The organism is Marinobacter sp. L-13 (assembly GCF_056857715.1).
In genome coordinates, this window is record NZ_JBSXNQ010000043.1 from 76,092 (window position 1) to 99,799 (window position 23,708).

22 protein-coding genes are annotated in these 23,708 nt (G+C 59.6%); 13 read left to right on the forward strand and 9 right to left on the reverse strand.

Annotation, left to right across the window (positions count from 1 at the left end; all coding sequences use genetic code 11):
• Window positions 1–97: 97 nt before the first annotated feature.
• From AC13DD_RS05425 to AC13DD_RS05435, 3 genes are all read left to right on the forward strand, one after another.
• Window positions 98–1,318, forward strand: a complete 1,221-nt coding sequence (locus AC13DD_RS05425) for a Bcr/CflA family multidrug efflux MFS transporter (protein ID WP_476158342.1) — start codon at window positions 98–100, stop codon at window positions 1,316–1,318.
• A gap of 239 nt (window positions 1,319–1,557) precedes the next feature.
• Window positions 1,558–2,055: a thiol peroxidase gene (gene tpx, locus AC13DD_RS05430; protein WP_014578719.1), complete on the forward strand. Its 498-nt coding sequence runs from the start codon at window positions 1,558–1,560 to the stop codon at window positions 2,053–2,055.
• A gap of 228 nt (window positions 2,056–2,283) precedes the next feature.
• On the forward strand, window positions 2,284–3,621 hold the full coding sequence (locus AC13DD_RS05435) for an MATE family efflux transporter (RefSeq protein ID WP_273096687.1): 1,338 nt from the start codon (window positions 2,284–2,286) through the stop codon (window positions 3,619–3,621).
• Here the strand turns inward: AC13DD_RS05435 and AC13DD_RS05440 are convergent.
• Window positions 3,607–4,032, reverse strand: a complete 426-nt coding sequence (locus AC13DD_RS05440; RefSeq protein ID WP_008172718.1) for a thioesterase family protein — start codon at window positions 4,030–4,032, stop codon at window positions 3,607–3,609. The two genes, AC13DD_RS05435 and AC13DD_RS05440, sit on opposite strands and share 15 nt — an antisense overlap.
• A gap of 292 nt (window positions 4,033–4,324) precedes the next feature.
• Here AC13DD_RS05440 and AC13DD_RS05445 point away from each other — a divergent pair, with 292 nt between their 5' ends.
• From AC13DD_RS05445 to AC13DD_RS05460, 4 genes are all read left to right on the forward strand, one after another.
• Entirely contained in the window at window positions 4,325–5,962 is a 1,638-nt protein-coding gene (locus AC13DD_RS05445) for an MBL fold metallo-hydrolase (RefSeq protein WP_482930947.1), read from the forward strand.
• 191 nt (window positions 5,963–6,153) lie between these two features.
• A complete protein-coding gene (locus AC13DD_RS05450) occupies window positions 6,154–7,545 on the forward strand; it encodes a succinylglutamate desuccinylase/aspartoacylase family protein (RefSeq protein WP_482930948.1) in 1,392 nt (463 codons plus the stop codon).
• 45 nt (window positions 7,546–7,590) lie between these two features.
• Window positions 7,591–8,559, forward strand: a complete 969-nt coding sequence (locus AC13DD_RS05455; RefSeq protein ID WP_273044133.1) for a DMT family transporter — start codon at window positions 7,591–7,593, stop codon at window positions 8,557–8,559.
• Window positions 8,552–9,094, forward strand: a complete 543-nt coding sequence (locus AC13DD_RS05460) for a carbohydrate-binding protein (RefSeq protein ID WP_008172708.1) — start codon at window positions 8,552–8,554, stop codon at window positions 9,092–9,094. The genes AC13DD_RS05455 and AC13DD_RS05460 overlap by 8 nt, the downstream gene beginning before the upstream one ends.
• A gap of 18 nt (window positions 9,095–9,112) precedes the next feature.
• Here the strand turns inward: AC13DD_RS05460 and AC13DD_RS05465 are convergent, their stop codons facing one another.
• On the reverse strand, window positions 9,113–10,297 hold the full coding sequence (locus AC13DD_RS05465) for a MalY/PatB family protein (protein ID WP_053113290.1): 1,185 nt from the start codon (window positions 10,295–10,297) through the stop codon (window positions 9,113–9,115).
• Window positions 10,298–10,508: 211 nt separating this feature from the next.
• Between AC13DD_RS05465 and AC13DD_RS05470 the strand changes: the two genes are divergently transcribed.
• Complete coding sequence (locus AC13DD_RS05470) at window positions 10,509–11,396, forward strand: AEC family transporter (RefSeq protein WP_273096696.1); 888 nt, start codon at window positions 10,509–10,511, stop codon at window positions 11,394–11,396.
• 43 nt (window positions 11,397–11,439) lie between these two features.
• Window positions 11,440–12,330 carry a prenyltransferase gene (locus AC13DD_RS05475; protein WP_053113291.1) on the forward strand — a complete coding sequence of 297 codons (891 nt, stop codon included), beginning with the start codon at window positions 11,440–11,442 and terminating at the stop codon, window positions 12,328–12,330.
• Here the strand turns inward: AC13DD_RS05475 and AC13DD_RS05480 are convergent.
• Complete coding sequence (locus tag AC13DD_RS05480) at window positions 12,320–13,963, reverse strand: methyl-accepting chemotaxis protein (protein WP_104270930.1); 1,644 nt, start codon at window positions 13,961–13,963, stop codon at window positions 12,320–12,322. The genes AC13DD_RS05475 and AC13DD_RS05480 overlap by 11 nt on opposite strands.
• Window positions 13,964–14,185: 222 nt before the next feature.
• On the opposite strand from AC13DD_RS05480, the gene AC13DD_RS05485 reads away from it, so the two are divergent.
• Entirely contained in the window at window positions 14,186–16,693 is a 2,508-nt protein-coding gene (locus tag AC13DD_RS05485; protein WP_482930949.1) for an acyl-CoA dehydrogenase, read from the forward strand.
• Window positions 16,694–16,757: 64 nt separating this feature from the next.
• Entirely contained in the window at window positions 16,758–17,204 is a 447-nt protein-coding gene (gene tsaA / locus AC13DD_RS05490) for a tRNA (N6-threonylcarbamoyladenosine(37)-N6)-methyltransferase TrmO (protein WP_482930950.1), read from the forward strand.
• 4 nt (window positions 17,205–17,208) lie between these two features.
• Here the strand turns inward: tsaA and AC13DD_RS05495 are convergent, their stop codons facing one another.
• On the reverse strand, window positions 17,209–17,514 hold the full coding sequence (locus AC13DD_RS05495) for a hypothetical protein (protein WP_053113294.1): 306 nt from the start codon (window positions 17,512–17,514) through the stop codon (window positions 17,209–17,211).
• A gap of 134 nt (window positions 17,515–17,648) precedes the next feature.
• Window positions 17,649–18,608: a LysR substrate-binding domain-containing protein gene (locus AC13DD_RS05500; protein WP_482930951.1), complete on the reverse strand. Its 960-nt coding sequence runs from the start codon at window positions 18,606–18,608 to the stop codon at window positions 17,649–17,651.
• 225 nt (window positions 18,609–18,833) lie between these two features.
• On the opposite strand from AC13DD_RS05500, the gene AC13DD_RS05505 reads away from it, so the two are divergent.
• Window positions 18,834–19,784: an EamA family transporter gene (locus AC13DD_RS05505; RefSeq protein WP_476158335.1), complete on the forward strand. Its 951-nt coding sequence runs from the start codon at window positions 18,834–18,836 to the stop codon at window positions 19,782–19,784.
• On the opposite strand, the gene AC13DD_RS05510 is transcribed toward AC13DD_RS05505, so the two are convergent.
• Both AC13DD_RS05510 and AC13DD_RS05515 read right to left on the reverse strand, forming a co-directional pair.
• A complete protein-coding gene (locus tag AC13DD_RS05510) occupies window positions 19,741–20,202 on the reverse strand; it encodes a hypothetical protein (protein ID WP_482930952.1) in 462 nt (153 codons plus the stop codon). The two genes, AC13DD_RS05505 and AC13DD_RS05510, sit on opposite strands and share 44 nt — an antisense overlap.
• Window positions 20,203–20,353: 151 nt before the next feature.
• A complete protein-coding gene (locus AC13DD_RS05515; protein ID WP_424005204.1) occupies window positions 20,354–20,938 on the reverse strand; it encodes a gamma-glutamylcyclotransferase in 585 nt (194 codons plus the stop codon).
• A gap of 232 nt (window positions 20,939–21,170) precedes the next feature.
• Here AC13DD_RS05515 and AC13DD_RS05520 point away from each other — a divergent pair, with 232 nt between their 5' ends.
• Window positions 21,171–21,968, forward strand: coding sequence for a substrate-binding periplasmic protein (locus AC13DD_RS05520; RefSeq protein WP_482930953.1), 798 nt, complete (start codon window positions 21,171–21,173; stop codon window positions 21,966–21,968).
• A gap of 41 nt (window positions 21,969–22,009) precedes the next feature.
• On the opposite strand, the gene AC13DD_RS05525 is transcribed toward AC13DD_RS05520, so the two are convergent.
• Window positions 22,010–22,633, reverse strand: coding sequence for a MarC family protein (locus AC13DD_RS05525; protein WP_008172684.1), 624 nt, complete (start codon window positions 22,631–22,633; stop codon window positions 22,010–22,012).
• 115 nt (window positions 22,634–22,748) lie between these two features.
• On the reverse strand, window positions 22,749–23,702 hold the full coding sequence (locus tag AC13DD_RS05530; protein ID WP_008172681.1) for a transglutaminase family protein: 954 nt from the start codon (window positions 23,700–23,702) through the stop codon (window positions 22,749–22,751).
• Between the last annotated feature and the right edge of the window lie 6 nt (window positions 23,703–23,708).

Genomic DNA, 23,708 nt, shown 5'->3' on the forward strand with positions numbered 1-23,708 from the left:
CGGGCCATCCTTGGCCCTCTACAGTTTTGGAAAGCCTTTCCCAACCTGACCTGTCGTTACTCTTTCGGTAACTCTCTGAAAACGCATTAGGAAACACATGCTGACTTTGACCAGTGTCTGGACAACGATACTTCTTGCCGCCGCTGTGGCCCTTGGGCCGCTGGCAACGGACATGTATCTGCCGGCACTGCCTCAGATTGGTTCAGACTTTGGCACCGGTACCGATCAGGTTCAGCTGACGCTGAGTCTGTATATGGTCGGCTTTGCCATTGCTCAGCTGATTTGCGGTCCGTTGGCAGATCGCTTTGGTCGCAAGCCGATCATGATTGGTGGTTTCGTGCTTTTCGCCATTGCCAGCATTGGCTGTGCCCTGGCGTCGAACATCGAAACGCTGATTCTGTGCCGTTTCCTGCAAGCGCTTGGTGGTTCTGCCGGCCCGGTCCTGGGTCGGGCGGCGATTCGGGATATTTACACGCCCCGCGAAGCTGCCAAGATCTTGGCGATCCTTGCCAGCATCATGGCACTGGCGCCTGCCGTTGCACCGACCATTGGCGGTCTGCTGACCGCCAGCCTCGGCTGGTCATCGGTGTTCCTTGCATTGGGTGGCTACGCCCTGGTGATGGCGGTGGTTGTGGCCTTCGGTATTCCCGAGCCGATGCGCCCGGAACATCGCCAATCCCTTAAAATCTGCAGCCTGCTGCGGAACTATCGGACCATCGCGAAGGACATCAGCTTCGTGGGCTACACCCTGACCAACGCGCTGATCTTTTCCGGACTGTTTGCGTTCCTGTCCGGTTCTTCGTTCGTCCTGATCGATTTCCTGGGCGTACCGACCGAGCAGTTCGGCCTGTACTTCGCCTGTATGGTGGCCGGTTATATTGTCGGCAACCTGACCGCCGTCCGTCTCGGCCGTCGCCTGGTGCCGGACCAGATCCTTGTACGCGGCCTGATCATTGCTGTGGCTGGCGGCAGCCTTATGGCCGTGCTGGCACTGAGTGAAGTGTTCAACGTCTGGGCAGTCATTTTGCCTCAGGCCCTGTTCATGATCGGCACCGGGATGGTCCTGCCCCAGACCATGGCCGGCGCCCTGGCGAACTTCCCCACCATGGCCGGCTCCGCCTCGGCCCTGTTCGGCTTCACCCAGATGGCCGTCGCCGCTATTGCCGGCATGCTGGTCGGCCACCTGCACGATGGCACCTCACTGGTCATGGCCTTGATCATTGCCGCCTGCGCAGCACTCGCGATGGCCTGTTATCTGGTGCTGGTTCAACGTTATCCTGCGAAAGGTTTCGAACCACAATCAATAACCAGTAATTGAAGTCTAATGGCCTCAGGGGAAAAGACTCTGATGCTAGGAGGCTGATGCGGGAGGGCTTTCCAAAACTGTCTGTCGCCATGGATGGCGACAGCCAAGCGTCACAGGGACGTGCCGCAAGGAGCGTGTTTTGAAAAGCCCTCCCGCATCAGCCCAACCGCCAAAGCGAACAGGCAAAATCATCCAAAGTGGTCTACACAGAGTACGTAAGACTCTAAACCAGACACCGAGGAGCAAATACCATGAGCAGCGTTAATCTGGACGGCAATCCCATTGAACTGAGCGGCAAATTTCCCGAGACAGGCGACAACGCGCCTCCCTTTACCCTGACCAACAGCGGGCTGGAAGAAGTCAAACTCGACAACTGGTCCGGCAAGCGCAAGATCCTGAACATCATCCCGAGCATCGACACCGGCGTCTGCGCCGCGTCTACCCGGAAGTTCAACGAAAAGGCCGGCAGCCTGGACAACACCGTGGTCCTCGTAGTCTCTGCCGACCTGCCCTTCGCAGCCGCTCGCTTCTGCGGCGCCGAAGGTCTGAAAAACGTCGAAACCCTCTCGACCTTCCGGAACTACAGCTTCCAGCAGGACTACGGCGTTGCCATTCAGGATGGCCCCCTCGCCGGTCTCTGCGCCAGGGCGGTGGTCGTACTGGATGAGAACGACAAGGTCATCCACAGCCAGCTGGTTGATGAGATCAAGGATGAGCCGGATTACGATGCGGCGCTGAAGGTGCTGTAACGCTTCTTATCGCCCTGAGCGCCGGACATATCACCGGTTTTCGGGGCAGTTGGATGGGGGCGGGCTTCTGAAACCGTGCGGAGCCATGGATGGCGGAGCCGAGCGTACAGGGATGTATTCACAGCGTGTTTCAGAAGCCCGCCCCCAGCCGACTGCATGCTCCAAAACCAGAACCTGTTAGAATCCCCGCCCAAAGCCCGAATCCTAACCGAAGGCCCACAACACCCCGTGCAGACCACCACCCAAAACCCATCCCTGGCCCGCCAGCTCTACAGCATGACCTGGCCCATGCTCTTCGGGGTGCTGTCCCTGATGACCTTCCAGCTGGCCGACAGTGCCTTCGTGGGTCAGCTGGGTCGTGATCCGCTGGCAGCCCTGGGTTTCACCTTGCCGATGCAGCAACTGATCATCGGCCTTCAGGTGGGTCTGGGGATCGCCACCACAGCGATCGTATCCCGCACGCTGGGGGCCGGCGATGAATTGCGCGCCTTCCGGCTGGGCGGCCTGATCATTACCGTTGGCGGCAGCCTCGTTTTTGTCATCTGCGTGGCGCTTTGGTTTCTGCAGGGGCCCATCATGACCGCCCTTGGCGCGGAAGACTCACTTCTGCCGCTGATCCGGCAGTACTGGGTTCCCTGGCTGATGGCCGCCTGGACCGGAGCCTTCCTGTACTTCGGCTACAGCGTGTGCCGCTCCCACGGCGATACCAAATTGCCCGGGTACATGATGGTGGCCACGAGTCTGACCAACATCGCCCTGGACCCGCTCTACATCTTTGTTTTCGGCTGGGGACTACCCGGCGCCGCCTGGGCGACCATTACCTCGTTCGGAATCGGCTGTCTGGTGATCTATCCGAAACTTCTCAAACGCCGCTGGATCCGGTTCGACCTGCGCGAGCTTGCCCTGTGGAACGCCCTGAAACAGCTCAACGGCATTATGGCCCCCGCCATGGTGAGCCAGCTGATGCCGGCTGTCTCGGCCATGCTGGCGACGGCCCTCGTGGCCGGCTTTGGCTCCGCTGCCGTCGCCGCCTGGGGTCTGGGTACCCGCCTGGAATTTTTCTCCATTGTGGTGGTGTTGGCCCTGACCATGTCGATGCCGCCGATGATTGGCCGCATGCTGGGTGCCGGCGATATCGAGCAGATTCGTAAACTGGTACGTCTTGCGGTCCGGTTTGTGGTGGTCTGGCAACTGGCCATTGGCCTGACCTGGGTGGTCGCTTCCGGGTTGGTGTCTGAGCTGTTCTCCAGCGACAGTGATGTGCAGGAGGTTCTGGCCGGCTATCTGGTGCGGGTACCGCTCAGCTACAGCGGTCTGGGCGTATGCATGCTGATGGTGTCGGTGTGCAATGCCCTCGGCCTAGCGATGCGGGCCCTGCTGGTCTCCACCCTGCGCCTGTTCCTGTGTTTCCTGCCCCTGCTCTGGATCGGTAGCCAGATCAACGGCGTCTACGGGCTTATGAGCGGCGCCCTGGTGGGCAATCTGTTCGCCGGCGCCATGGCTTACAGCTTCTACCGGGCCGGCATGACGCGCCTTAAGGCCGAGATATCCTCAGGCAAAGCGTGAGCGGAAGCTCTCGGGCACCGGCACCACTTCCTTGCGGTGATAGTTGAAGAAGACGAATCCGTATTTGGCCAGTGCCACCGGCTGGCCGCTCTCGGCCTTGGTGACCCGGAACACGAAATCCCCGCCATACTTGTTGAAGTCCATCAGACCCACTTCAAAACGCAGCATTTCCGGGAAGAAGGATTCCGACTGGTACATGGTGGCCAGGTCGGTAACGATAATGCCGGTGCCGTCTTTGCTCGCTTCCTGGATACCGTAACTGACCAGGAACTGGGCCCGGGCTTCGGAGAGCATCGAGATCAGGGCGTCGTTGCCGAGGTGGTTGGCGCCGTTGATGTCGGTGATTCTGACGGGCATTCTGGTTTCGAAGCAGAAGACGTCGTCCGGGAAGGAGAGTTTGATTCGGGCCACGGGGGTTCCTGTTTTCACTGGGTATCTTGGGGCAAATCATACGCTGTTCGACTTTAGTGTTCATCTCAAGACGCCCAGTCCCAAATCGGTTATCTTGCTATGAGACCTCCGCGCCGATGGTTTTGGTGGAGCGACGGCAGGGAAGGGCTTTCCAAAACAAGCTCCTTGCGGCACGTCCATGTGACGCTTGACTGTCGCCATCCCTGGCGACAGACAGTTTTGGAAAGCCCTTCCCTGCCATCGTTCGTATCACTCCCGCGCACTGACAATAAATATTTGAAGATGGAGTTTTATGGATATTCGCCCTGCTGCCACCTTGGTTCTGGTTCGAGATACAGCCGAAGGCCTTGAAGTCCTGCTGCTGCAACGCACCGGGGACGCCGTGTTTATGCCCGGCTATTTTGTATTCCCTGGCGGGCGAGTCGAGGAAAACGAGACTCACGGGCAGGACCATATTATCGGGCCCGGAGACGCCGAGATCAGTCAGACCATGAGTGTCGATGAAGGCGGCGCGGACTATATGTTGGCGGCGGTTCGGGAGTGTTTTGAGGAGTCCGGGGTTCTGGTTGCGGTGGATAAACAGGGCAACCCGATATCCGGGGATCATCCGGCCCATGCGGATCGGAGGTCGGTGTTCGACGGCGATCTGTCTCTGGCCAGTCTGTGCAAAAAGCACGGCTTGGCGCTTCCGCTGGACAGGCTTGCCTATCTCGGCCACTGGATTACGCCGCCGGGGCCGCCGAGGCGTTTCGATACACGGTTTTTCGTGACGCCCGCTCCGGAAGGTCAATTGGCCGGGCACGACGGTATCGAAACCATCGATCATGTCTGGATCCGCCCGGAACAGGCCCTTGAGGATCATCGGAACGGCCAGCGGTTGCTGGGGTTGCCAACGATTCGGACGTTGCGGGTGCTGAACGGGTTCGAGACCACCGATGCGCTGATGCGCTATGCCCACGCCAACCCGCCCGAGCCCTACCCCAACCAGCCCTGGCCGGCGGTCAAAAAGGGTAAGCCGGTGACGCTGGAGCCGGGAGCGCCGGCCTATGATGAGGCCGCGAAGCTGGATCCGGAAGGTGAAGGCTCGACCCGGGCGGAGATTAATCCCGGAGAGGCGGTTGAGGTCGCGGCCCGTGTCACCCGGCTGACGGCGCCCAACCCGGGGATGATGACCGGGCCAGGGACCAACACTTACATTCTGGGCCATGAACGCTTCACGGTGATCGACCCCGGCCCCGCCAACGAGTCCCATATCGAGCGAATTCTGGAGGTGACCGGTGGCGTCATTGACCAGGTTCTGGTAACCCACACGCACCAGGACCATTCGCCGGCCGTTGCCGCCCTGAAAGAGCGCACCGGTTGCCGGGTGTTCGGTTGGCCGGCGCCCCCGGGTGCCGGCCAGGACCAGACCTTCCGGGCCGATGATGAACCGGAGCACGGTGATCTGATTGTGACCGAAGCCGGGCTCCTGAAGGTGCTTCATACCCCGGGTCATGCCTCGAACCATCTGTGTTTTCTGCTGGTCGACCAGAAGCTGCTGTTTTCCGGTGACCACATCATGCAGGGCTCAACGGTGGTCATTAATCCGCCGGACGGCGACATGAAGGCCTACATCGAGTCGCTCTACGAGTTGCTGGCCGAATCCATTCGCTACATTGCGCCAGCACACGGCTTTCTGATGGGGCATCCCGAAGCGGTGATCGATTTCCTGATCACCCACCGTCTGTCCCGTGAGCACAAGGTGGCCCGCGCGCTGGAAGCCCTGGCTCCTGTAGACCTGAAAGCTCTTACCGCAAAAGCCTATGACGATGTTCCGGCCGCCATCCACGGCCTTGCGGCACGGTCAGCCCTGGCGCATTTACTGAAGCTGGAGGCGGAGCACAGGGCGTTCCGGGAGGACGATCTGTGGCATGTCGTACACGACAGCTAACGCGGGAGTAACGAAAGCACACGGGATTTCGCAAAACACCCATATTTTTAATCACTTTTCCGGCGTATAACTGTTTTCGTTATAACTTGCCCGGATTTCATGAAAGTGGCATTAAACCTTTGTCACAGCAGTATTCATGACCGCCAGAGGCACTCTATCCTTGAGCGCACACTGACGAACCGTGAGGAAATATGCTGTTTGAGCGGCTTCAAAAACCGTCCCCCCGGATCCTGCTGATTGGCCTGGTCATACCCTGGCTGTCGGCACCTGTTCTGGCCGAAACCGATTCGGCAAAGGCCAGCAAAAAATCCGAAGTGCTGATCGCGGAACTGGCCGAGGACGAGAGCGTCGAGGACGTTGAGCATTCGGCCCCTCTGCAGACCAAAGGGAAGAACAATACAGCCCGTCAGCCGGCAGTCCCACAGGGCGGAGCCGGTATCGATACGCCCTCGGCCGGTTCCCGCAAGGTAGCCCCGAACATCGATCTCAAGCAGGTTGCGCCGCCACCGGAGGCACAGGTTTCAGCGCCCGGAGATACCGATGCAGATGCCGCAGAATCCGAGGTCATGGCAACCGAAGCGGTGGCCGAACCCGAGCCGGAGCCGGAGCCCGAGATTCGCGAAGGCGAGGTCTTCACGCTGCTGGACAATGATGTCCTGCCCGGCACGTCTACCCGCCTGGCCTGGACCCCCGGCATTCAGATTGCCGGGCTGTCCCAGACAACCCCGGTTCTGGTGGTCAACGGCATCAACGCCGGCCCGACGCTGTGCCTCACCGGGGCAGTTCACGGGGATGAGTTGAATGGCATCGAGATCATCCGCCAGACCATGTATGACCTGAACCCGGAGAAGCTGTCGGGCACGGTCGTGGGTGTGCCGATTGTGAACCTGCCGGGATTCCAGCAGGGCAGTCGTTACCTGCCCGATCGCCGGGACCTCAACCGGCATTTCCCGGGCAGCCCCGATGGCAGCCTGGCCGACCGGATTGCCCATTCACTGTTCGAGAACGTGATTCGCAAGTGCGACATGCTGGTGGACATCCACACCGGCTCACTGAAGCGCACCAACCTGCCGCAGCTTCGCGCCGACATGAACAACCCGGACGTGGCGGAATTCACCCGGGGCTTTGACCGCATGGCGGTGGTTCACAGCTCCGGTTCTGCGGGCATGTTGCGCACCGCTGCTGTCGAAGCCGGTATTCGCACCGTCACCCTGGAAGCCGGCGAATCCCACCGTATACAGCAGCACCAGATCGGTGCCGGCGTGAACAGCCTAACCAGCCTGATGGAGCGTCAGGGCATGATCTCCCGGATGTTCGTGTGGGGCGATCCGGAGCCTGTCTACTACGATTCCGACTGGATCCGCGCGGACCACGGCGGGATTCTGTTCAGCGAAATTGAGTTGGGGGCCAGCGTATCGGAAGGGGAGATTCTCGGTTACGTGTCCGATCCGATCACCAATGCCCAGCACCCCATCCGGTCCACCACCGATGGCCGGGTTATCGGTATGGCCGTGGACCAGGTAGTGATGGCCGGTTTTGCCGCCTACCACATTGGTACGGAGGCAGAAGTTCCCGGAGAGTAGTATGCTAGGCTTTTTTCGGGCCTCACCAACCCCACAGGAGCCTTTGTGTCTTCCGAGAACGCCGGAGTCTTGTCACGAATTCCCGGCCTGGCCTACATCGGGCTGGTTCTTACACCTCTGTTCTGGGCCGGCAACGCCGTTGTCGCCCGGGGCACGGTAGAGAACATTCCGCCGCTCTCCATGTCGTTCTGGCGCTGGGTAATCGCCCTGGCCATCCTGCTGCCTTTCGGCCTGCCGGGTATCTGGCGCCACCGCGACGTTATCCGCCAGCGGTTCGGTTCCATGCTGGCCCTGGCGACCTTCAGCGTGGGGGCGTTCAATACCCTGCTGTACCTGGCGGCGACCACAACCACCGCGACCAACATTGCCCTGATCAACGCCACCATCCCCATTTTTGTGGCACTGCTGGCCTGGATTCTCCTAGGCGACCGCACCCGTCCGGTCCAGGCCTTCGGGATCGCACTGGCCATCACCGGCATCGTTACCGTGATTGCCCGCGGTGATCTCTCGGTGCTCACCAGCCTTCAGGCCCAGCCGGGGGATCTGATCATGGTGGCGGCGGTGTTCAGCTGGGGCCTGTTCTCGGTGCTACTGAGACGGCAGGCCGTACCACTGCCTGCACTAACGTTTCTGACCACCCAGATTCTCCTCGGCACACTGGTCGTCCTGCCCTTCTATCTGACGGATCTGCTGTTCTTCTCTGGTGGCTTTGAGCTGTCGCAAAGCACCGCCATGCCGTTGCTGTACTTCGCCATCTTCCCGGGGATCCTGGCCTATGGATTCTGGAACCACGGTGTGCATAAAATTGGTCCGGCCAGGGCGGCCATCTTTATGTACCTGACCCCTGTGTTTGCCTCGGTTCTGGCCGGCATTTTCCTGGCCGAATCCCTCGGGCTGTTTCATGTTATCGGCGGGGCACTGATCCTGGCCGGGCTGGTGCTGGCCACGCAGACCCGGAAACACACCCACTACCCAACCCCGGAACGCTCAGCAAAAGGAGACCCCCATGATTAAACCTGTGCCAGGAAACTCTCACCGCTTCTTTTGCCTGGTTCTGGTCCTGTTGGCCGCTGGCCTGTCGGCGCCGGCTGCAGCGGAACCCTGTGATCCCGAAGAGTCAAAGTGGGTGCCTACCCGCTATTATCCAGCCGGTGCAGCGGTCTTTCACAAAGGCAGTTGGTATGAGTCCCGCGAACTGCACGAGGGCCTGGAGCCCGGCATTACGTTCGACTGGAAAGAACTGGATTCTGTGCCGGACTGCGAGGGCCGTAAGCAACCGGTTGACCAAACCCGGACCGGAGACGGCCAGAAAGGCACCGAGGCCGGCCAATCCGTCGGCAAGAGCAAACGGGGCGAGACGTCTTCCGGCATGTGCGTAAGACCGGACCCGTGGCTATTTTCCAGAAGCTACACGGTTGGCAGCCTGGTCACCCACGGCGGTCAGATCTGGGAGGCTATCCGGGCAACCAATGGTGACATGCCCGGCATGAACAAGCCTCCTCGCTGGCAACTGGTGGAGGATCATTGTTCCCTGGAAGGCCAACAGTAACGAGGAACGGGCAACTGACTAGAGAGCCGCTTCAATGCGGCCGATGACCTCTTCCAGAACCGATCTGGCGCAGCCGATGTTCAGGCGCATAAAGCCACTGCCCGGGTCGCCAAAGGAGAGTCCGGGGTTCATGCCCACACGGGCTTCCCGGACAAAAAAGCGTTTCAGGCCGGCATCGTCAAGCCCCAGTTCGCGGCAATCCAGCCACATGAGATAGGTGCCCTCCGGAGCGGACACGCGAATGGCGGGCAGGCGCTGGCCAACAGCCTCCACCACATAGTCCCGGCTGGCCTGCAGATAGGCCATCAGATCGTCCAGCCAGGGGGCACCATGGCGGTAGCCGGCCTCAAACCCGGCAATACTGAACGGATTGCACTGGGGCAGATGCATGGATTCAAACACGTCCTTCATTGCCTTGCGCCGGTCCGCATCGGGAATAACCAGAGCCGACAGGCCGAGGCCGGGCATGTTGAAACTCTTGCTCGGTGCGACCGCCGTTACCAGTGCATCTTCAGGACCGGCCAGCTTCGCCAGCATGGTGTGGCGGGGTTTATCCGTGAAGGTCAGGTCACAATGAATCTCGTCGGAGACCACCACCAGCCGGTGCCGGCGAGCAATATCCAGCACCGCCGTCAGTTCTTCCTCCGACCAAACCCGGCCAACCGGGTTATGGGGCGAGCACAGCAGCAGGATCCGGGCATCGGGGCGGGCTGCGCACTGCTCCAAGTGATCAAGATCCATGCGGTAGTGGCCCGGGTCTCCGGTGTCCGGATCCTCCGGCACCAAGGGGTTTTCGATCACCACCCGGCCACTGTGCCGCACCGAACTGAAAAACGGCGGATAAACCGGCGGCTGGATGATGACGCCCTCACCGGGTCCCGCGTAGGCCATGCACGCGGCGTTGATCGATGGCACCACGCCGGGCGCCATCAGTATCCACTCGCGCCGGATCTCCCAGTCATGGCGACTGGCAAACCAGTCGATCATCGACTGGTAAAGACTGTCCGGAAACAGGGTGTAGCCATAAACCGGATGTTCCGCCCGCTCCCTCAACGCACGGGTGACAGCCTCCGGTGCCGCGAAATCCATATCGGCCACCCAGACCGGGATAACATCCTCGGTGCCAAAAACCGCCTTGCGGGCATCAAACTTGACGGAACAGGTGTGTTCCCGGGAAACCGGCTGATCAAACGGGCTGGACACAGGGACTCTCCAGGGCAGATAACAACATTGGAAAACGGTATTGTGGTGGGCCCGAACGGCCATCGCAACCGTCGGCTGCCGATGTCGCCACCGTGTCCATATCCGGCTTTGGTCGAACATCGTCGATAAACACTTGCCCAAGCAGGGCGATACTTGCGAACCTAACGGTTTATCCAATAAAAACTTCCAAACATTCCCCGGAGCCTGTTCAATGATTGGCCAGATTCTGTCCACCATGTTGCCGGTGTTTCTGATCGCCGGTTGCGGCGCACTCTATGGCCGCTACCGGACGCCCGACATCCAGGGACTGAACGTTCTCAACATGGAACTGTTTGTGCCCATGCTGGTCTTCGCTGTTCTTGCTGACCAGCAGGCTCCGCTGCAGAACTACGCCCAGCTTGCACTGGCCGCCACGGTGGTTGTGCTCGGATCAGGAATTGTTCTGTATCCGCTGGCCAGGGTTCTGAAGCTGAACCTGAAGACCTTTCTGCCACCGATGATGTTTAACAATTCCGGCAATATGGGTCTTCCGCTGCTGGTACTGGCCTTCGGCGATGAGGCCCTGCCGGCGGCCATTGTGCTATTCATCGTGGAAATGCTGCTGCACTTTTCGGTGGGGCTGTACATACTCGCCCCCCATACCTCCATCGTAAAACGCCTGAAGCTGCCCATCGTATTTGCCAGTATTGCCGGGCTCTCGGTCAATCTCGGGGGCGTGACCCTGCCGGAATGGCTGCTGGAAACCCTGAACATGCTCGGTGGTGTGAGCATACCGCTGATGCTCTTTGCCCTTGGCGTGCGCATGCTTGATATCGATTTCAGTGACTGGAAACTGGGTATGCTGGGCGCCATCGCCTGTCCCGCCAGCGGTCTGATCCTTGCATGGCCGATGATTGCGGTTCTGGATCTTCCCGGGATGCAGGTGGCGGCGCTGTGGGTATTTGCAGCCTTGCCTCCGGCCGTACTCAATTACATGGTGGCGGAACAGTATCGGCAGGAGCCACACAAGGTCGCCTCGCTGGTATTATTGAGCAATCTGGGCAGTCTTGTGGTTATGCCGGTTGTGCTCGGTCTGGTGTTTGCCGCCGGCTACGTCTGAGCATCTGCCCCACTAACCGCTCTGTTAGCCGAGGAAGGACCCGATGTCTGAAACCGTTGCGGTGGTGCGCGCCTCCCGACCCAATTTCCTGGTACTCGCACCGCTGTGTGCCGGCCTTGGCGTGGCGGTAGCCTGGCACCAGGGCGAGCCTCCGGCCCTGCTCAATACCCTGCTCGTCCTGATTGGCGCCCTGCTGGCCCATGCCGCCGTCAATCTGCTCAATGAGTACGAAGACTTTGCCTCCGGGCTGGATCTGATTACCCGTCGCACGCCATTCTCCGGCGGCAGTGGTGCCTTGCCGGAGGTTCCCACCGCCGCCCGGCAAGTCCTGCTGGCCGCCTTTGGCACACTGGGACTGGTTGTCGCAATCGGGTTGTATTTTCTCTGGCTCCGGGGCCTGCCAATGCTGGTGCTCGGCGCGGCCGGCGTGGTGCTGGTGCTCACGTATACCCGCTGGATTACCCGTTCGCCGCTGATTTGCCTGCTGGCTCCGGGGCTGGGGTTCGGACCGGTGATGATTCTGGGCAGTCTGATTGCCCTTGGGGCCCGGCTGGACGCAACGGCCCTTACCGTTTCCACCATCGGCCTGCTGCTCGTCAGTGAGTTGCTGCTGATCAATCAGATACCGGATGCCGACGCGGACCGGAAAGTCGGGCGCCGACATCTGGTGATTACTCTTGGAAAGAAAGCCGCCACCCGCCTGGTTGCGCTTTTGCTGCTGGGCAGCTTTGGGATTCTGGGCTCGGCGATCTGGATTGGCTGGTTACCGCTGTGGACCGCTCTCGCGTTTGCGCCTCTGCCGGCAGCGATCTGGATAAGCGTCAAGCTGCCCGGCGCGCTCAACCGCCCCGAACAGCTCAACTCTCTCCTCGGCACCAACGTCGCGGTGCTGCTGGCGACCCTGGCACTGCTGATCTCCGGCCTCAGCCTTTGAACCGGAACACACTGACCCGCGAACGCAGCTGACCGGCAAGCACGGCCAGATCCCGGCTTGCCCCGGCCACCTGCTCGGAACCGGCTGAGGTCTCCACCGTGGCATCATGGATGCGGCTGATATTGCGGTTAACTTCTTCTGCAACGGAACTCTGCTCTTCCGAGGCACTGGCGATCTGGGCATTCATGTCGTTGATGGCACCCACCTCATGACGAATCCGGGCCAGAGCAGCTTCCGCCTCGCTGGTCTTGTCCACCGTGGTGCGGGCAAGCTCCCGACTGCTTTCCATAACCTCGGTCGCCTGGCCGGCGCCCGCCTGCAGGTTTCCAATCATCTCCTGAATTTCCCGGGTGGAATCCTGGGTCCGCGATGCCAGCGACCGTACTTCGTCGGCCACGACAGCGAATCCTCGTCCATGGGTGCCGGCGCGTGCCGCCTCGATCGCAGCATTCAGCGCCAGCAGGTTGGTCTGTTCGGCGATGGCGTTGATCACCTCGATGATCTTTTCGATATTGGCGCTGTCCTGGGACACGCGCTGCACAGTCTGTGTTGCCTGCTCCAGGGTTTCCGCCAGCTCTCCGATGGAGGCCGCGGTTTCCTGCACCACGCGATTACCGCTCTCCACTTCGATGTCGGCTTTCTGGGTGGCGGTTGCCGCGCTGGCGGCAAAACCCGCCACTTCGTTCACCGTGGCGGCCATCTGGTTCACCGCCGTGGCCATCTGTTCCGCCTCGGTCGCCTGGAGACGTATCTGTCGGCTGTTGTTATCCGAAGTGCTTTCAAGTTCAGAGGAGGAAGTGGAGAGCTCTTCAGCGGCAGACCCTACTTCCCGGATAATGCCGCCCAATCGCTCCACAGTGTCCTGCAGCGCGCCCATCACGCTATCCGGGTACCGTGTCCGGAGCTCCTGGTCCAACTCACCATCGGCCAGCTGACGAATGGCCCGGGCAACGTCTTCGGGCTCACCGCCAAGAATCTTCTTCAATCGGCGAATGATCACCAGTGCCACCAGGGCACCCAGAACCACCGCGAGACCGGTGACGGCCAGGTTCAACGCATTGAATGTACTCGCTGCCTCGCGAACCTCATCCACGCCACCTGTAACCACCTCTTCCTGGTAATCAATAAAGGCATTTACCCGTTTCAACCACTCCGAGTAAGCGCCAGAGACATCGCTGAGCAGAAATGCCCGGGCCTGGTCGATCTCTCCCGCCAGGCGAAGCTCGAGGAGGTCGTCGGTCAGCGTCAGGGCCCTGCGCTCGATCTCTTTGATCGCTGCCAGGAGCTCCCTTTCCCGGCTGTTAGCGCCTTCTTCCCGGAACATCCTATCCATCGGGCCGGCGGAATCCCGATAGAACCCCTTAAGACGCTCAATGTCCGCGAGGTGCCGTTGTAGCTCCCGGTCGTTCTCAACCAGTACTGCATCGCGAATGGCTATTGCCCGGTCATGGACACTGCCCCGAAAGTTAATGGCGTAGCGCTGCTTCACGGCGGCGCCATCACCCACGTCGGTCAGGGTCCTGTCGATAAAACCGACCCGATGATTACCAACCAGACTTATGGCAATCATCAGCGACAGAATCAGACCAAAGCCAAGGGCAAGGCGTTTCGCAACGGTGAGCTGGCTAAACATCATTAGGCTCCGGGTACTTTTTATTGAATGAGGCTATGTGTTCTCCGAAAGTTGCAGTCTGGATCAATCAATGGAGAGAAACTTGCGGGTTTTTGACAATGCTTTTCATTACTGCAATCAATCTTTACATCCCGCCCCCACGCCTCTTGCAACTGGTCAGGCTTTGACCGATGGTAAAGGTCAGTTTCTCGCTGATTGCATTCACGATACGGAGGTCTTCACATGAGTGTTCTACTTCTGCTGATCAGTGCCCTGGTGCTGATCTACCTGGGTATAGGCGGCACCACAGCCGCTGCCGTCATGTCCATTGCGACCGTTGTGGGTCTGTTCCAGGATGAATGGCACCTGATCAGCATTCTTTGTGGCGGTGTACTGCTGGCGCTGGCGTTAATCCTTGTTATTCCCGGCGACTTGCGCCTGGACAAGCTCAGCCGCCCCCTGCTTGGCTGGGTGCGCAGCCGATTGCCCAAACTCTCGGATACCGAAGCCGAAGCCCTGAAATCCGGCTCGGTGGACTGGGACGGCGAACTTTTCTCCGGCAAGCCCAAATGGAACAAGTTGCTGGACGCCAAGCCGGCGCACCTCACCAGCGAGGAACAGGCCTTCCTGGACGGCCCGGTGGAAAAGCTGTGCGCCATGCTCGACGACTGGAAAATCACCCACGAGCAATACGACCTGCCGGACAAGGTCTGGAAGTTCATCCGTGAGAACGGCTTTTTCGGCCTGGTGATTCCCAAAGAAGACGGCGGCCTGGGGTTCTCCAACACCGCCCACTCGGAAATCGTGATGAAGATTTCCACCCGGAGCGTATCGGCTGCCGTTACCGTGATGGTGCCCAACTCCCTCGGCCCGGGCGAGTTGCTGATGCACTACGGCACCGATGAGCAGAAACAGCATTATCTGCCCAGACTCGCCGGCGGCGACGAGATTCCCTGTTTCGCCCTCACCTCCCCGGTGGCCGGCTCCGACGCCGGCGCCATTCCGGACAAAGGCATCGTCTGCAAGGGCAAATGGAACGGCAAGGAAGTGCTGGGCCTGAAAGTCACCTGGAACAAGCGCTACATCACCCTGGCCCCGGTGGCGACACTGATCGGCCTGGCCATCAAGGTCTATGATCCGGACAAGCTGCTGGGCGATTCCGATGAAATCGGTGTGACCTGTGTACTGGTGCCCAAAGACACGGACGGCGTCAACGCCGGTGCCCGCCACCTGCCCATGAACACCGTATTCATGAATGGTCCCACCTGGGGCAACGACGTGTTCATTCCCATGGAACAGGTCATCGGCGGCCAGGATATGCTCGGCAAGGGCTGGACCATGCTTCTGGAGTGTCTGTCTATCGGCCGCTCCATCTCCCTGCCCGCCCTCGGCACCGGTGCCGGCAAGGTGGCCAGCCTGGCCACCGGCTCCTACGCCTACACCCGGGAACAGTTCGGCCGGACCATCAGCCAGTTTGAAGGCGTGCAGGAAGCCCTGGAGCCCATCTCAGGCTACACCTACATGATGGACGCTGCCCGGCTGCTGACCTCCGGCATGCTGGACCGTGGCGTGCGGCCCTCGGTGCCGTCCGCCGTGCTGAAATACCGCAATACCGACCTGATGCGGGAAGTCATCAACCATGCCATGGACGTGGTGGCAGGCCGCGGCGTCATCACCGGCCCCCGCAACTTCCTGGCCCGGGCCTACCAGGCGGTCCCCATCGGGATCACCGTGGAAGGCGCCAATATCCTTACCCGGAGCCTGATGATCTTCGGCCAGGGTTCCATCCGCTGCCATCCGTTCATTGTTGAGGAAATCGAAGCCGCGGGCATGGAAGACGAGGACAAGGCAGCGAAGAAATTCGACGGTATCTTCTACCGGCATCTGGCTCACACCACCCGCAATGCCCTTCGGGCCCTGCTGCTGGGACTGACCAGGGGATGGGCAGAATCGGTGCCACGGCAAGGCAACATCAAGTCCAGCTACCGACAGCTGGCGCGGTTCTCAGCAGCCTTCGCCCTGATGACCGACGTCACTCTGCTGACCGTTGGTGGTGGCCTCAAGGCCCGGCAACGCCTCTCAGGGCGCATGGCCGACTGCCTGGTGCAACTCTATTACGCGACCGCCGTCATCAAGCAGTGGCATGAGGAGGGTTACCCGGATGACCAGCGGCCGCTGGTAGAGTGGTGCCTACAGACCTGCCTCAGGGATCTACAGGGCTCCATGCGCGAAGCCATCATCAACTTCCCGGTGCCGGCTCTGCGCTGGCCCCTGCGTCTGCTGGTGTTCCCGCTGGGCGCCACTGGCCTGAACGGCCCGGACGACAAGCTGGGCGCACAGGTCGCGGAATCCATCGTCAAGGACACCCCGGTACGCCAGCGCATCAGTCGCGGTACCTACACCACCATGGACCCGGAAGATCCGCTCGGGCGGGTGCTCAATGCCTACAAGCTGGCCAACGAGACCGCGGACATGCGCAGCCGGCTGCATGACGCCATGCGCAACCGCGATGAAGACGAACTGGGCGGCATTGACCTGTTGATGGGGCATCAGCGCAAGGAACTGGTTGACTGGGCCTGTGCCCAGGGCGTGGTCAAGGCAGACGAGTGCGACAAACTGCTGGAAGCACTGGAAGCGCTCTATGATGTGATCCGCGTCGATGCTTTCGATGCCGACGGCCTGAAAGCGCTTTCGCGCTGTGCCAAGGGCAAACGCAAGGTGGTCGAGCGCCCACCCAGAGAAGAGAAATGACGAGCAATAAAGCGTGGGCCAGCCGATGAACGATCCTGGTGATTTGCGTCCGAATGAGGAGGCCGTGGCACTTGAACCGGCCTCCGATGCAACGCTGCGATTCATCGGCACCATTCATACCCCCTGGCGCGACCGCAAGGATTGCCCGCGCCAGGGCAATACAGAAGGCCCGGAGTGCCAGTTGGTTCTGGATCCTGTCTGGCACGAAGGACTGAAAGGACTCGAAGACTACGACACCATTGAGGTGCTCTACTGGCTGGACCAGAGCCGACGCGATCTGGTCCGACAAAGCCCCAGAAGCGACGGCCAGACCTTCGGAACCTTCGCCCTTCGGTCGCCGGTTCGGCCCAATCCGATTGGCACGTCCATGGTCAAACTAATTCGTATAGAAAAAGGAACGCTGATCGTACGCGGCCTGGACTGTCTGGACGGCACTCCGCTACTGGACATCAAGCCAGACCGCTGCGCCTTCAGTCCGAAAGCGCCGGATAAAACGGGCGGTGGGGAGTGACCCGTTACTGATCGAGAATGTTGATGATTTCCCGAGTGTCCTTGATCACCGTATAAATTCGGTCTTCCACTCTCACTTCTTCCCGACCATCGCCGATGTCGCGCACATCACCATAATCGTAAAGCTCACGATGCAAACGGTCGCCCCGGCCAATATCCACTTTTTTCTGCCAGCCAGGGGGCAGCGGCTTGCCCTGTTCCAACTTCTTCTGCAGCCCGGGCGGCAATGCATCGGTGTGATTGCCAGCGTTGACGGGCGTGGTCGCACCAAACAGCAATACAATAACGGCAGCAAACAGAGTTTTGTACATAGTCTTGTGGCTCCTCTCAGACAAAGGTCAGGAACGGGCTCGATGGATCGCCAAGCCCCGATAACTTTGTGTACACACGCTCAGTGTCCACGTTACGTTCCGTCGCAGGATTAACATCCTGCTCGCCTGCCCGGCTAATCGGATACCTCTTCCGGACGTAATCCTGAATTGATCGCTTCTGAAACCAGCCAACGCCGCAGAAGCTGAATCCCTCGTTCACGACGACGGCTGGTTTTCCATGCAAAGTAAAAAATGTCGCCCGTCATAACGGAGTGGCAGGGCAAGCGCACAAAGTCACCGGAATCCTTGCGGGTGCTGAGCATATAGTCGTTGGTCAGCGCAATTCCCTGGTGGAAGCGCGCAGCTTCCAGCGAAAGCAGCATATGGCTTGAATGCAACAAACGGCTCGATCGGGGCAGGTCCAGGCCCGCTTCACGATACCAGGCTTCCCAGTCCCCACCCTGACGGTCATAGATACTGTATGTCGACAGCAACGGATACTCCGCCACCATTGCCGGTGTTAATGACATCGACGCCGGGTCGCCGGAAACCTCCTCCAGCGACAGCTCCCGGCGTATCTTCTGCCAGTAATCCTGGCTGCATACGGGGAACAGACGCTCCTCGTAAAGCAGCTCATAGCTGAATGCGGGCGAGGTGGGCTTAACGGTAATAAAACAATCCGCCACCCGATCCGACAACACCGGATTACCACTACTCATCTCCAGCGCCAGATCCAGCTGAGGATGCAACCGCTTCAGATCCGGCAACCTTGGCACCAGCCAGCGCACGGCAAACGAACTGAACACCGAGAGCCTCAGCAAGGACTCCTCATGCCCCAGAATCTGCTCACTGGCCCGCTCAATCTGCAACAACGCTGAACTGACCGCATCCAGGTACTGCCGGCCCTCATCGGTCAGCGACAGCGTCCGTCCACTGCGCCAGAACAACTGCTCGCCCAGGTAGGTTTCCAGCTGCTTGATCTGATGGCTTACGGCGCTCTGGCTCACCGCCAACTCATCGGCAGCGAGTGAAAAGCTGTTGAGACGGGCAACGGCTTCGAAAACAGGCAGGGCTTTCAGGGGTGGCAGCTTCATTATCTAATTTTCTAATAGCACGTGAATATTGATCATTTTATCGGATATTAGCACCCACTTAGACTGCCCTCCATGTTACGGGAGCAGATCGTGTGGCTCCCTCCGAAAATGCTCGGAGCCATGGATGGCGGAGAGCAAGCGTACAGGGACGTATTCACAGCGGTTTTCGGAGGGAGCCACTCGATTTGCTCTTGCACCCGAACTTGAAGAGCAAAGGAGAAAAACATGTCTGGAAAAACCGTAAACAGCGCCATCCTGCTGCTGGTGATCGGCAACGCCATGGCATTGATCTCTGACGTGTTCATCAAACTCCTCGAACCCGGCGCCCCGGTGTTCCAGTTTGCCTTCCTGCGCTGCCTGATCACCCTGGCACTCCTGCTGCCAATGGCCGGGCAACTGGACCGGAAAAACCTGTTCGCCGGCCTGAAAATCCACACCTTCCGGGCCCACATCCACCTGGCCGGCCTGCTGTGCATGGTAGTCGCCCTGGCCAACCTGCCGCTGGCGACCGCCAACGCCGTGTTCTACGCCGCGCCCATCCTGGTGATGGTGCTCTCGGTATTCCTGTTCCGGGAAAAACTCACGCCGCTGAGTGTCAGCGCGGTGTTCAGCGGCTTTGCCGGTATTGTGCTCATCCTGCGGCCGGTGGAATTCAACTGGGCGGCCGTGGCGGCGCTTGGCTCTGCCTTTGCCCTGGCCATCAACGCCGTGCTGGTCCGAAAACTGCCGAAACAGCAGAGCACCGTTCACAAACTGTTCCTGAATTACCTGCTGATTCTGCCCGCAGCGGGTGCACTGGCCTGGTGGGAAGGCGCCCAATGGGATTCTGGCATCCTGATCGGTGCCATGGGCTCGGCGCTGTTTATTCTCGTTTACAACATCACCGTACTGCTGGCCTATCGGCAGGTGGATGCCAACCAGGTCACCAGCGCCGAATACACCGGGCTTATCTGGGCCGTGGGGATTGGCTGGATCTGGTTCGGTGAAGTGCCCGACCTGTGGTTCCTGGCTGGCAGCCTGATGATTGTGGTGCCCCTGCTGCTCATTGGCCTGCAGCACCGGCGCAAGGAGCCTGCAAGAGGATTTAATCCAGCCCCGGAGCAACAGCAGCTCCGGAGCCAGGAAGCTTCATTCAGTGCCGGGACGATTCAATTAGCGCGTGAGTGTCGTGAATGATCCGACCAATCCGGGCCTCCGGCGGCAATCCGTCACCGTAGCCCGGTTTGAGGCGGTAATGGCCTGAATGGTTGCGATGCCAGTCACGCCGGCGGTCATGCCTGTCGCGATAGACATCGCGCTTGTGCTTCTTGCCCCAATGGCGCTTGTCACCATGATAGCCGTGGCGATCGTAACGATTGTGGTGCTTGCGGTCCCACTTATGCTGTTTGTAGTGCCGGGGCTTGTGATGGTGCCGATCGTAATGGCTGTCGCGGTAATGGGCCTGCAGGAACTTTTTCTCATGACCCGGAGGTGAGGCTTTGCCGCGTTCATGGTGCTTCTGCCAACCCTGACCCCGGCGGTCATCATCCGCCATCACCGGAGCAGACACCATCAGGAATGCCGTTACCAGGCTTCCGATCAACAATCGCTTCATGATGATTCTCCCGTTCTGTTCAGAGACAGATCTCGCATCCGGACCCAGTGCCGGATGCCTCTGAACCCAGATTATCGAACCGGGAGAGAATGTCAGCGCCCCGAAGCGGGCTTTGCAGGATCTTTACGAAACGCCCGGTCTGCTTGACGTTCTAGTGGGCAAGCGTGTCGTTTTTGGAAGCAGACTTCAGGTGAGATTCAATGGCAAAGGTGTGAGGGCAATCGGCACCAAGCGCACGGAGGGATTCCGCCAGCCTCAGAAGATACTCGGCATTGGGACCACTGGGGCCCGAGGCGGAGGCAATCTGGCGGGCAATATCGGCATGCGGCGCATGGCCCAGGAAGGCCTCGTTGTCTTCGGTGGCAATATAAACCAGACCCTCGGCATGGCTGCCATCGTCGAAGGTAAGCGTGGTGCTCAGGCGCAGATAACCGTTCTTTTCCCGCACATCCAGATGTTCGAACACATTAGGCGACACCCGGAATGCCATGCCCTTGCAAACAGCATGAGGTTTCTCGATCAGGGTCACCACCCGGCCCGGCGACTCCGGTGTTCCCCGGTGATCGTGTGAACCCTGCCAAAATCGTCGCTCCCAGCCCCGAATCGACGCCGGACGCTGCTCCAGGAAGGGAAAATCCACCTTGTAGATGAGGGAACCGTAGCCGAACAGCCAGACCGACTCAACGCCGGAGAAATCGTGCCTTTTGCGATTGTGTTCAACGGTATTAGCAGACATCAGACACCCTGAATAAAAGAATCTATTCCCGCGAGACACTCGTGTCTCTCATAGAATATGGGGCTTATTATCGAATTTATAGGATCGACGGGCAATTTGCCCAACCCGTGATTCGTCGCTCTTTAGCAGACAGTCCTATCTCAGGCTCGCTGCCAGAGCGAATTGCGCTTGCGATCTGACAACGCTACCTTGAGCGTATGAATTTGGAGCGCTTCGCATTTAGACTCGGCTTATGAAGATTAAAAAATTCATCACGGTGTTGGGAACTGTAGGGTTGCTCTGGGCGTGTGGCGCTCATGCGCAGCCCGGGCAGCACCTGGACATTAGCGTGGGCGACTGGCCGCCATTCTTTATTGAAGGGGAACCGGGGCAAGGCTCCGTCGCCCGGATGGTCAGAGACATATTTGCCGAAGAAGGCTACACCGTTACCTTCCATTTTCGGCCTTGGCAACGCGCGTATCGCGAAGCTGCCTCCGGAAGCCATCACGCAACCGCTATATGGATGTATGCCCCTGAACGAGAGCAAGATTTCACCTACAGCGACCCGGTAATGAAAGAGCGTTTCGTGCTGTTTTATCGCAAGGATCGACCGCTGGAGTGGGACAACCTGTCAGACTTGTCGGACCTGAAGATTGGCACCAGTATCGGTTACAGCTATGGGCCGGACTTCGATACGGCCGTGGACAACAAACTGCTCTCCGTGGATGAGGCTGCCTCAACAGTTCTGAATTTTAAAAAACTGCTCTATGGCCGAATTGACGCTTTTCCGGAAGAAATCAACGTGGGGTATTTCATCCTGAACCGGGAACTAAGCCATTGGGAAGTACAACAGGTCACCCACCACCCGAAGCCAATCCTCGAGAACGAGAGTTTCCTGTTATTCCCCAAGAATGGACCGGAGACTCAGCATCTGGTCGAAGTCTTTAATCGTCGACTCGCCGAATTCAGAAACAGCGGGCGCTACGAGAACTACTTTGACGTCCGCCCACAAGCCTCGCTGAATTTCCACGAAGACGCACCAACCCCCTGATCTACTAACCAGGTTTCATAATAAGGCGAACCGTTATCAGGCTAGGTGGAGGCAATGAAACCCGCAATGCCCGTCAACACGATTTCAGCCGCCATAGCAGAGAGGATCAGACCGCTGATCTTGGACATGATGTTCAGGCCGGTCTTGCCCAGCACCTTCTCCAGGTAGCCGGACAGGTGCAGCAGCACCGCGAGGATCAGCAGGCTGGATACCAATCCCAGGAGTCCGCCTGCCACTTCGGATACCCGGTTAAGCTCGGCGCCATACACCATGATTGCACCAATGGTGGCCGGGCCAATCATCACCGGAATAGCCAGTGGCACAACGGCAATGTCATCACGGTCCTCATCAGGCAGCCCGGTGGCGTGATTCCGGGTACCACTGGTCACCAGGCTGATGGCGGTCAGAAACAGCAGGCAACCGGCACCGATCCGGAACGAATTCAGGGTAATGCCGATGGCGCTGAACAACAGCGGGCCGGCAAAGAACAGAATCACGCCCATCAGAAAGGCCGAAACGCAGGCACGGCGGATGATCGATGTTTTCTCGGTTGCTGGCAGGCCCCTGGTCAGCGCCAGGAACATGGTCACTACGAAAAAAGGCGCCAGCAGGAACAGGAAGCGAATGGTGCTGCTGATGTAAGTCGAGAAAAACGTTTCAATCATTCCGTGTCGTCCGGGTGCCATCGAAAGCCCGCAAGCATAGCTTGCTATGCGGCACTCCGCCGTAAGGAAGTGAACGTATGGATAAGCTCAACCACAACCGGACGGGTGGATTCGGTTAAGTCGATAGTTCTTCCAGATAGGTTTCGCCGTCGCCGTACAGGGAGGCGAACTCCTCCTCGGGCACCACGGTCACGGCAATCTCCGGTTCATGTCCACCACCCCCCAGCAGGACGCCCCGCATCGGGGTGATATCGGAAAAGTCCCTGCCCCAGCCGAGGGTAATGTGTTCCAGGTCCGGCCTCAGGGCATTGGTAGGATCCAGCTCCAGCCAGCCGAAATCCGGCACGAACACAGCCACCCACGCATGGGTAGCATCGGCTCCAACAAGGCGCTCCTTGCCCTCGGGCGGATGGGTCAGGATATACCCGCTCATGTAACGGGCCGCCAGCCCAACCGAACGCAGGCAGGCAATCATGATGTGGGAGAAATCCTGGCAGACCCCGCGACGGGCCTTGAACGCCTGCTCAACCGGGGTGAAGGTTTCCGTTGCAGTCGCATCGAAGCGAAAGTCGCGATGAATCATCCGCATCAGGGCATCAGCCGCCTCTACCAGCGCGCGCCCCGGAAGGAACGCCTCCCGGGCATAGGCGGCGTACTGGGAATCAATGGGCACATTGGTGGAGACAAACCGGAACGCCGTGGCCTGAAGATGGTCCGCCGGGAACTTCCTGTCGGCACGGTACCGCAGGCTATCGCGGACGGTTTCCCAGGGAACTTTTGCCGCGGCTGCCGAGGGTTTCGGACGCTCACGAAGCTCCACCCAGAATTCGCTGATGATCCGTAAGTACTCATGTTCCGCGGTAAAATCAATCTTGGTAATCCGATTGCCGAAACTGTCCAGGAACGAGCTTCGCACCGGGGGTTCCGGTGCAATCGCCAGATGATGTTCCAGATTCCGCTGCCAGGGCAGGGCCCGCGGTGTCAGTCTCAGCAAATGGTGGGACTCCCCCACCACCTGATCGTACTGGTAGAGGGTCTCATGACGCACATGGTAACGGACAAATGTCATGACAGG

Bases quoted from the DNA above. Each gene is read 5' to 3' on its own strand.
- AC13DD_RS05425 (WP_476158342.1), top strand. From the start codon at position 98: ATGCTGACTTTGACCAGTGTCTGGACAACGATACTTCTTGCCGCCGCT.
- tpx (WP_014578719.1), top strand. From the start codon at position 1,558: ATGAGCAGCGTTAATCTGGACGGCAATCCCATTGAACTGAGCGGCAAA.
- AC13DD_RS05445 (WP_482930947.1), top strand. From the start codon at position 4,325: ATGGATATTCGCCCTGCTGCCACCTTGGTTCTGGTTCGAGATACAGCC.
- AC13DD_RS05450 (WP_482930948.1), top strand. From the start codon at position 6,154: ATGCTGTTTGAGCGGCTTCAAAAACCGTCCCCCCGGATCCTGCTGATT.
- AC13DD_RS05460 (WP_008172708.1), top strand. From the start codon at position 8,552: ATGATTAAACCTGTGCCAGGAAACTCTCACCGCTTCTTTTGCCTGGTT.
- AC13DD_RS05470 (WP_273096696.1), top strand. From the start codon at position 10,509: ATGATTGGCCAGATTCTGTCCACCATGTTGCCGGTGTTTCTGATCGCC.
- AC13DD_RS05475 (WP_053113291.1), top strand. From the start codon at position 11,440: ATGTCTGAAACCGTTGCGGTGGTGCGCGCCTCCCGACCCAATTTCCTG.
- AC13DD_RS05480 (WP_104270930.1), bottom strand. From the start codon at position 13,963: ATGTTTAGCCAGCTCACCGTTGCGAAACGCCTTGCCCTTGGCTTTGGT.
- AC13DD_RS05485 (WP_482930949.1), top strand. From the start codon at position 14,186: ATGAGTGTTCTACTTCTGCTGATCAGTGCCCTGGTGCTGATCTACCTG.
- AC13DD_RS05495 (WP_053113294.1), bottom strand. From the start codon at position 17,514: ATGTACAAAACTCTGTTTGCTGCCGTTATTGTATTGCTGTTTGGTGCG.
- AC13DD_RS05500 (WP_482930951.1), bottom strand. From the start codon at position 18,608: ATGAAGCTGCCACCCCTGAAAGCCCTGCCTGTTTTCGAAGCCGTTGCC.
- AC13DD_RS05505 (WP_476158335.1), top strand. From the start codon at position 18,834: ATGTCTGGAAAAACCGTAAACAGCGCCATCCTGCTGCTGGTGATCGGC.
- AC13DD_RS05510 (WP_482930952.1), bottom strand. From the start codon at position 20,202: ATGAAGCGATTGTTGATCGGAAGCCTGGTAACGGCATTCCTGATGGTG.
- AC13DD_RS05515 (WP_424005204.1), bottom strand. From the start codon at position 20,938: ATGTCTGCTAATACCGTTGAACACAATCGCAAAAGGCACGATTTCTCC.
- AC13DD_RS05520 (WP_482930953.1), top strand. From the start codon at position 21,171: ATGAAGATTAAAAAATTCATCACGGTGTTGGGAACTGTAGGGTTGCTC.
- AC13DD_RS05525 (WP_008172684.1), bottom strand. From the start codon at position 22,633: ATGATTGAAACGTTTTTCTCGACTTACATCAGCAGCACCATTCGCTTC.
- AC13DD_RS05530 (WP_008172681.1), bottom strand. From the start codon at position 23,702: ATGACATTTGTCCGTTACCATGTGCGTCATGAGACCCTCTACCAGTAC.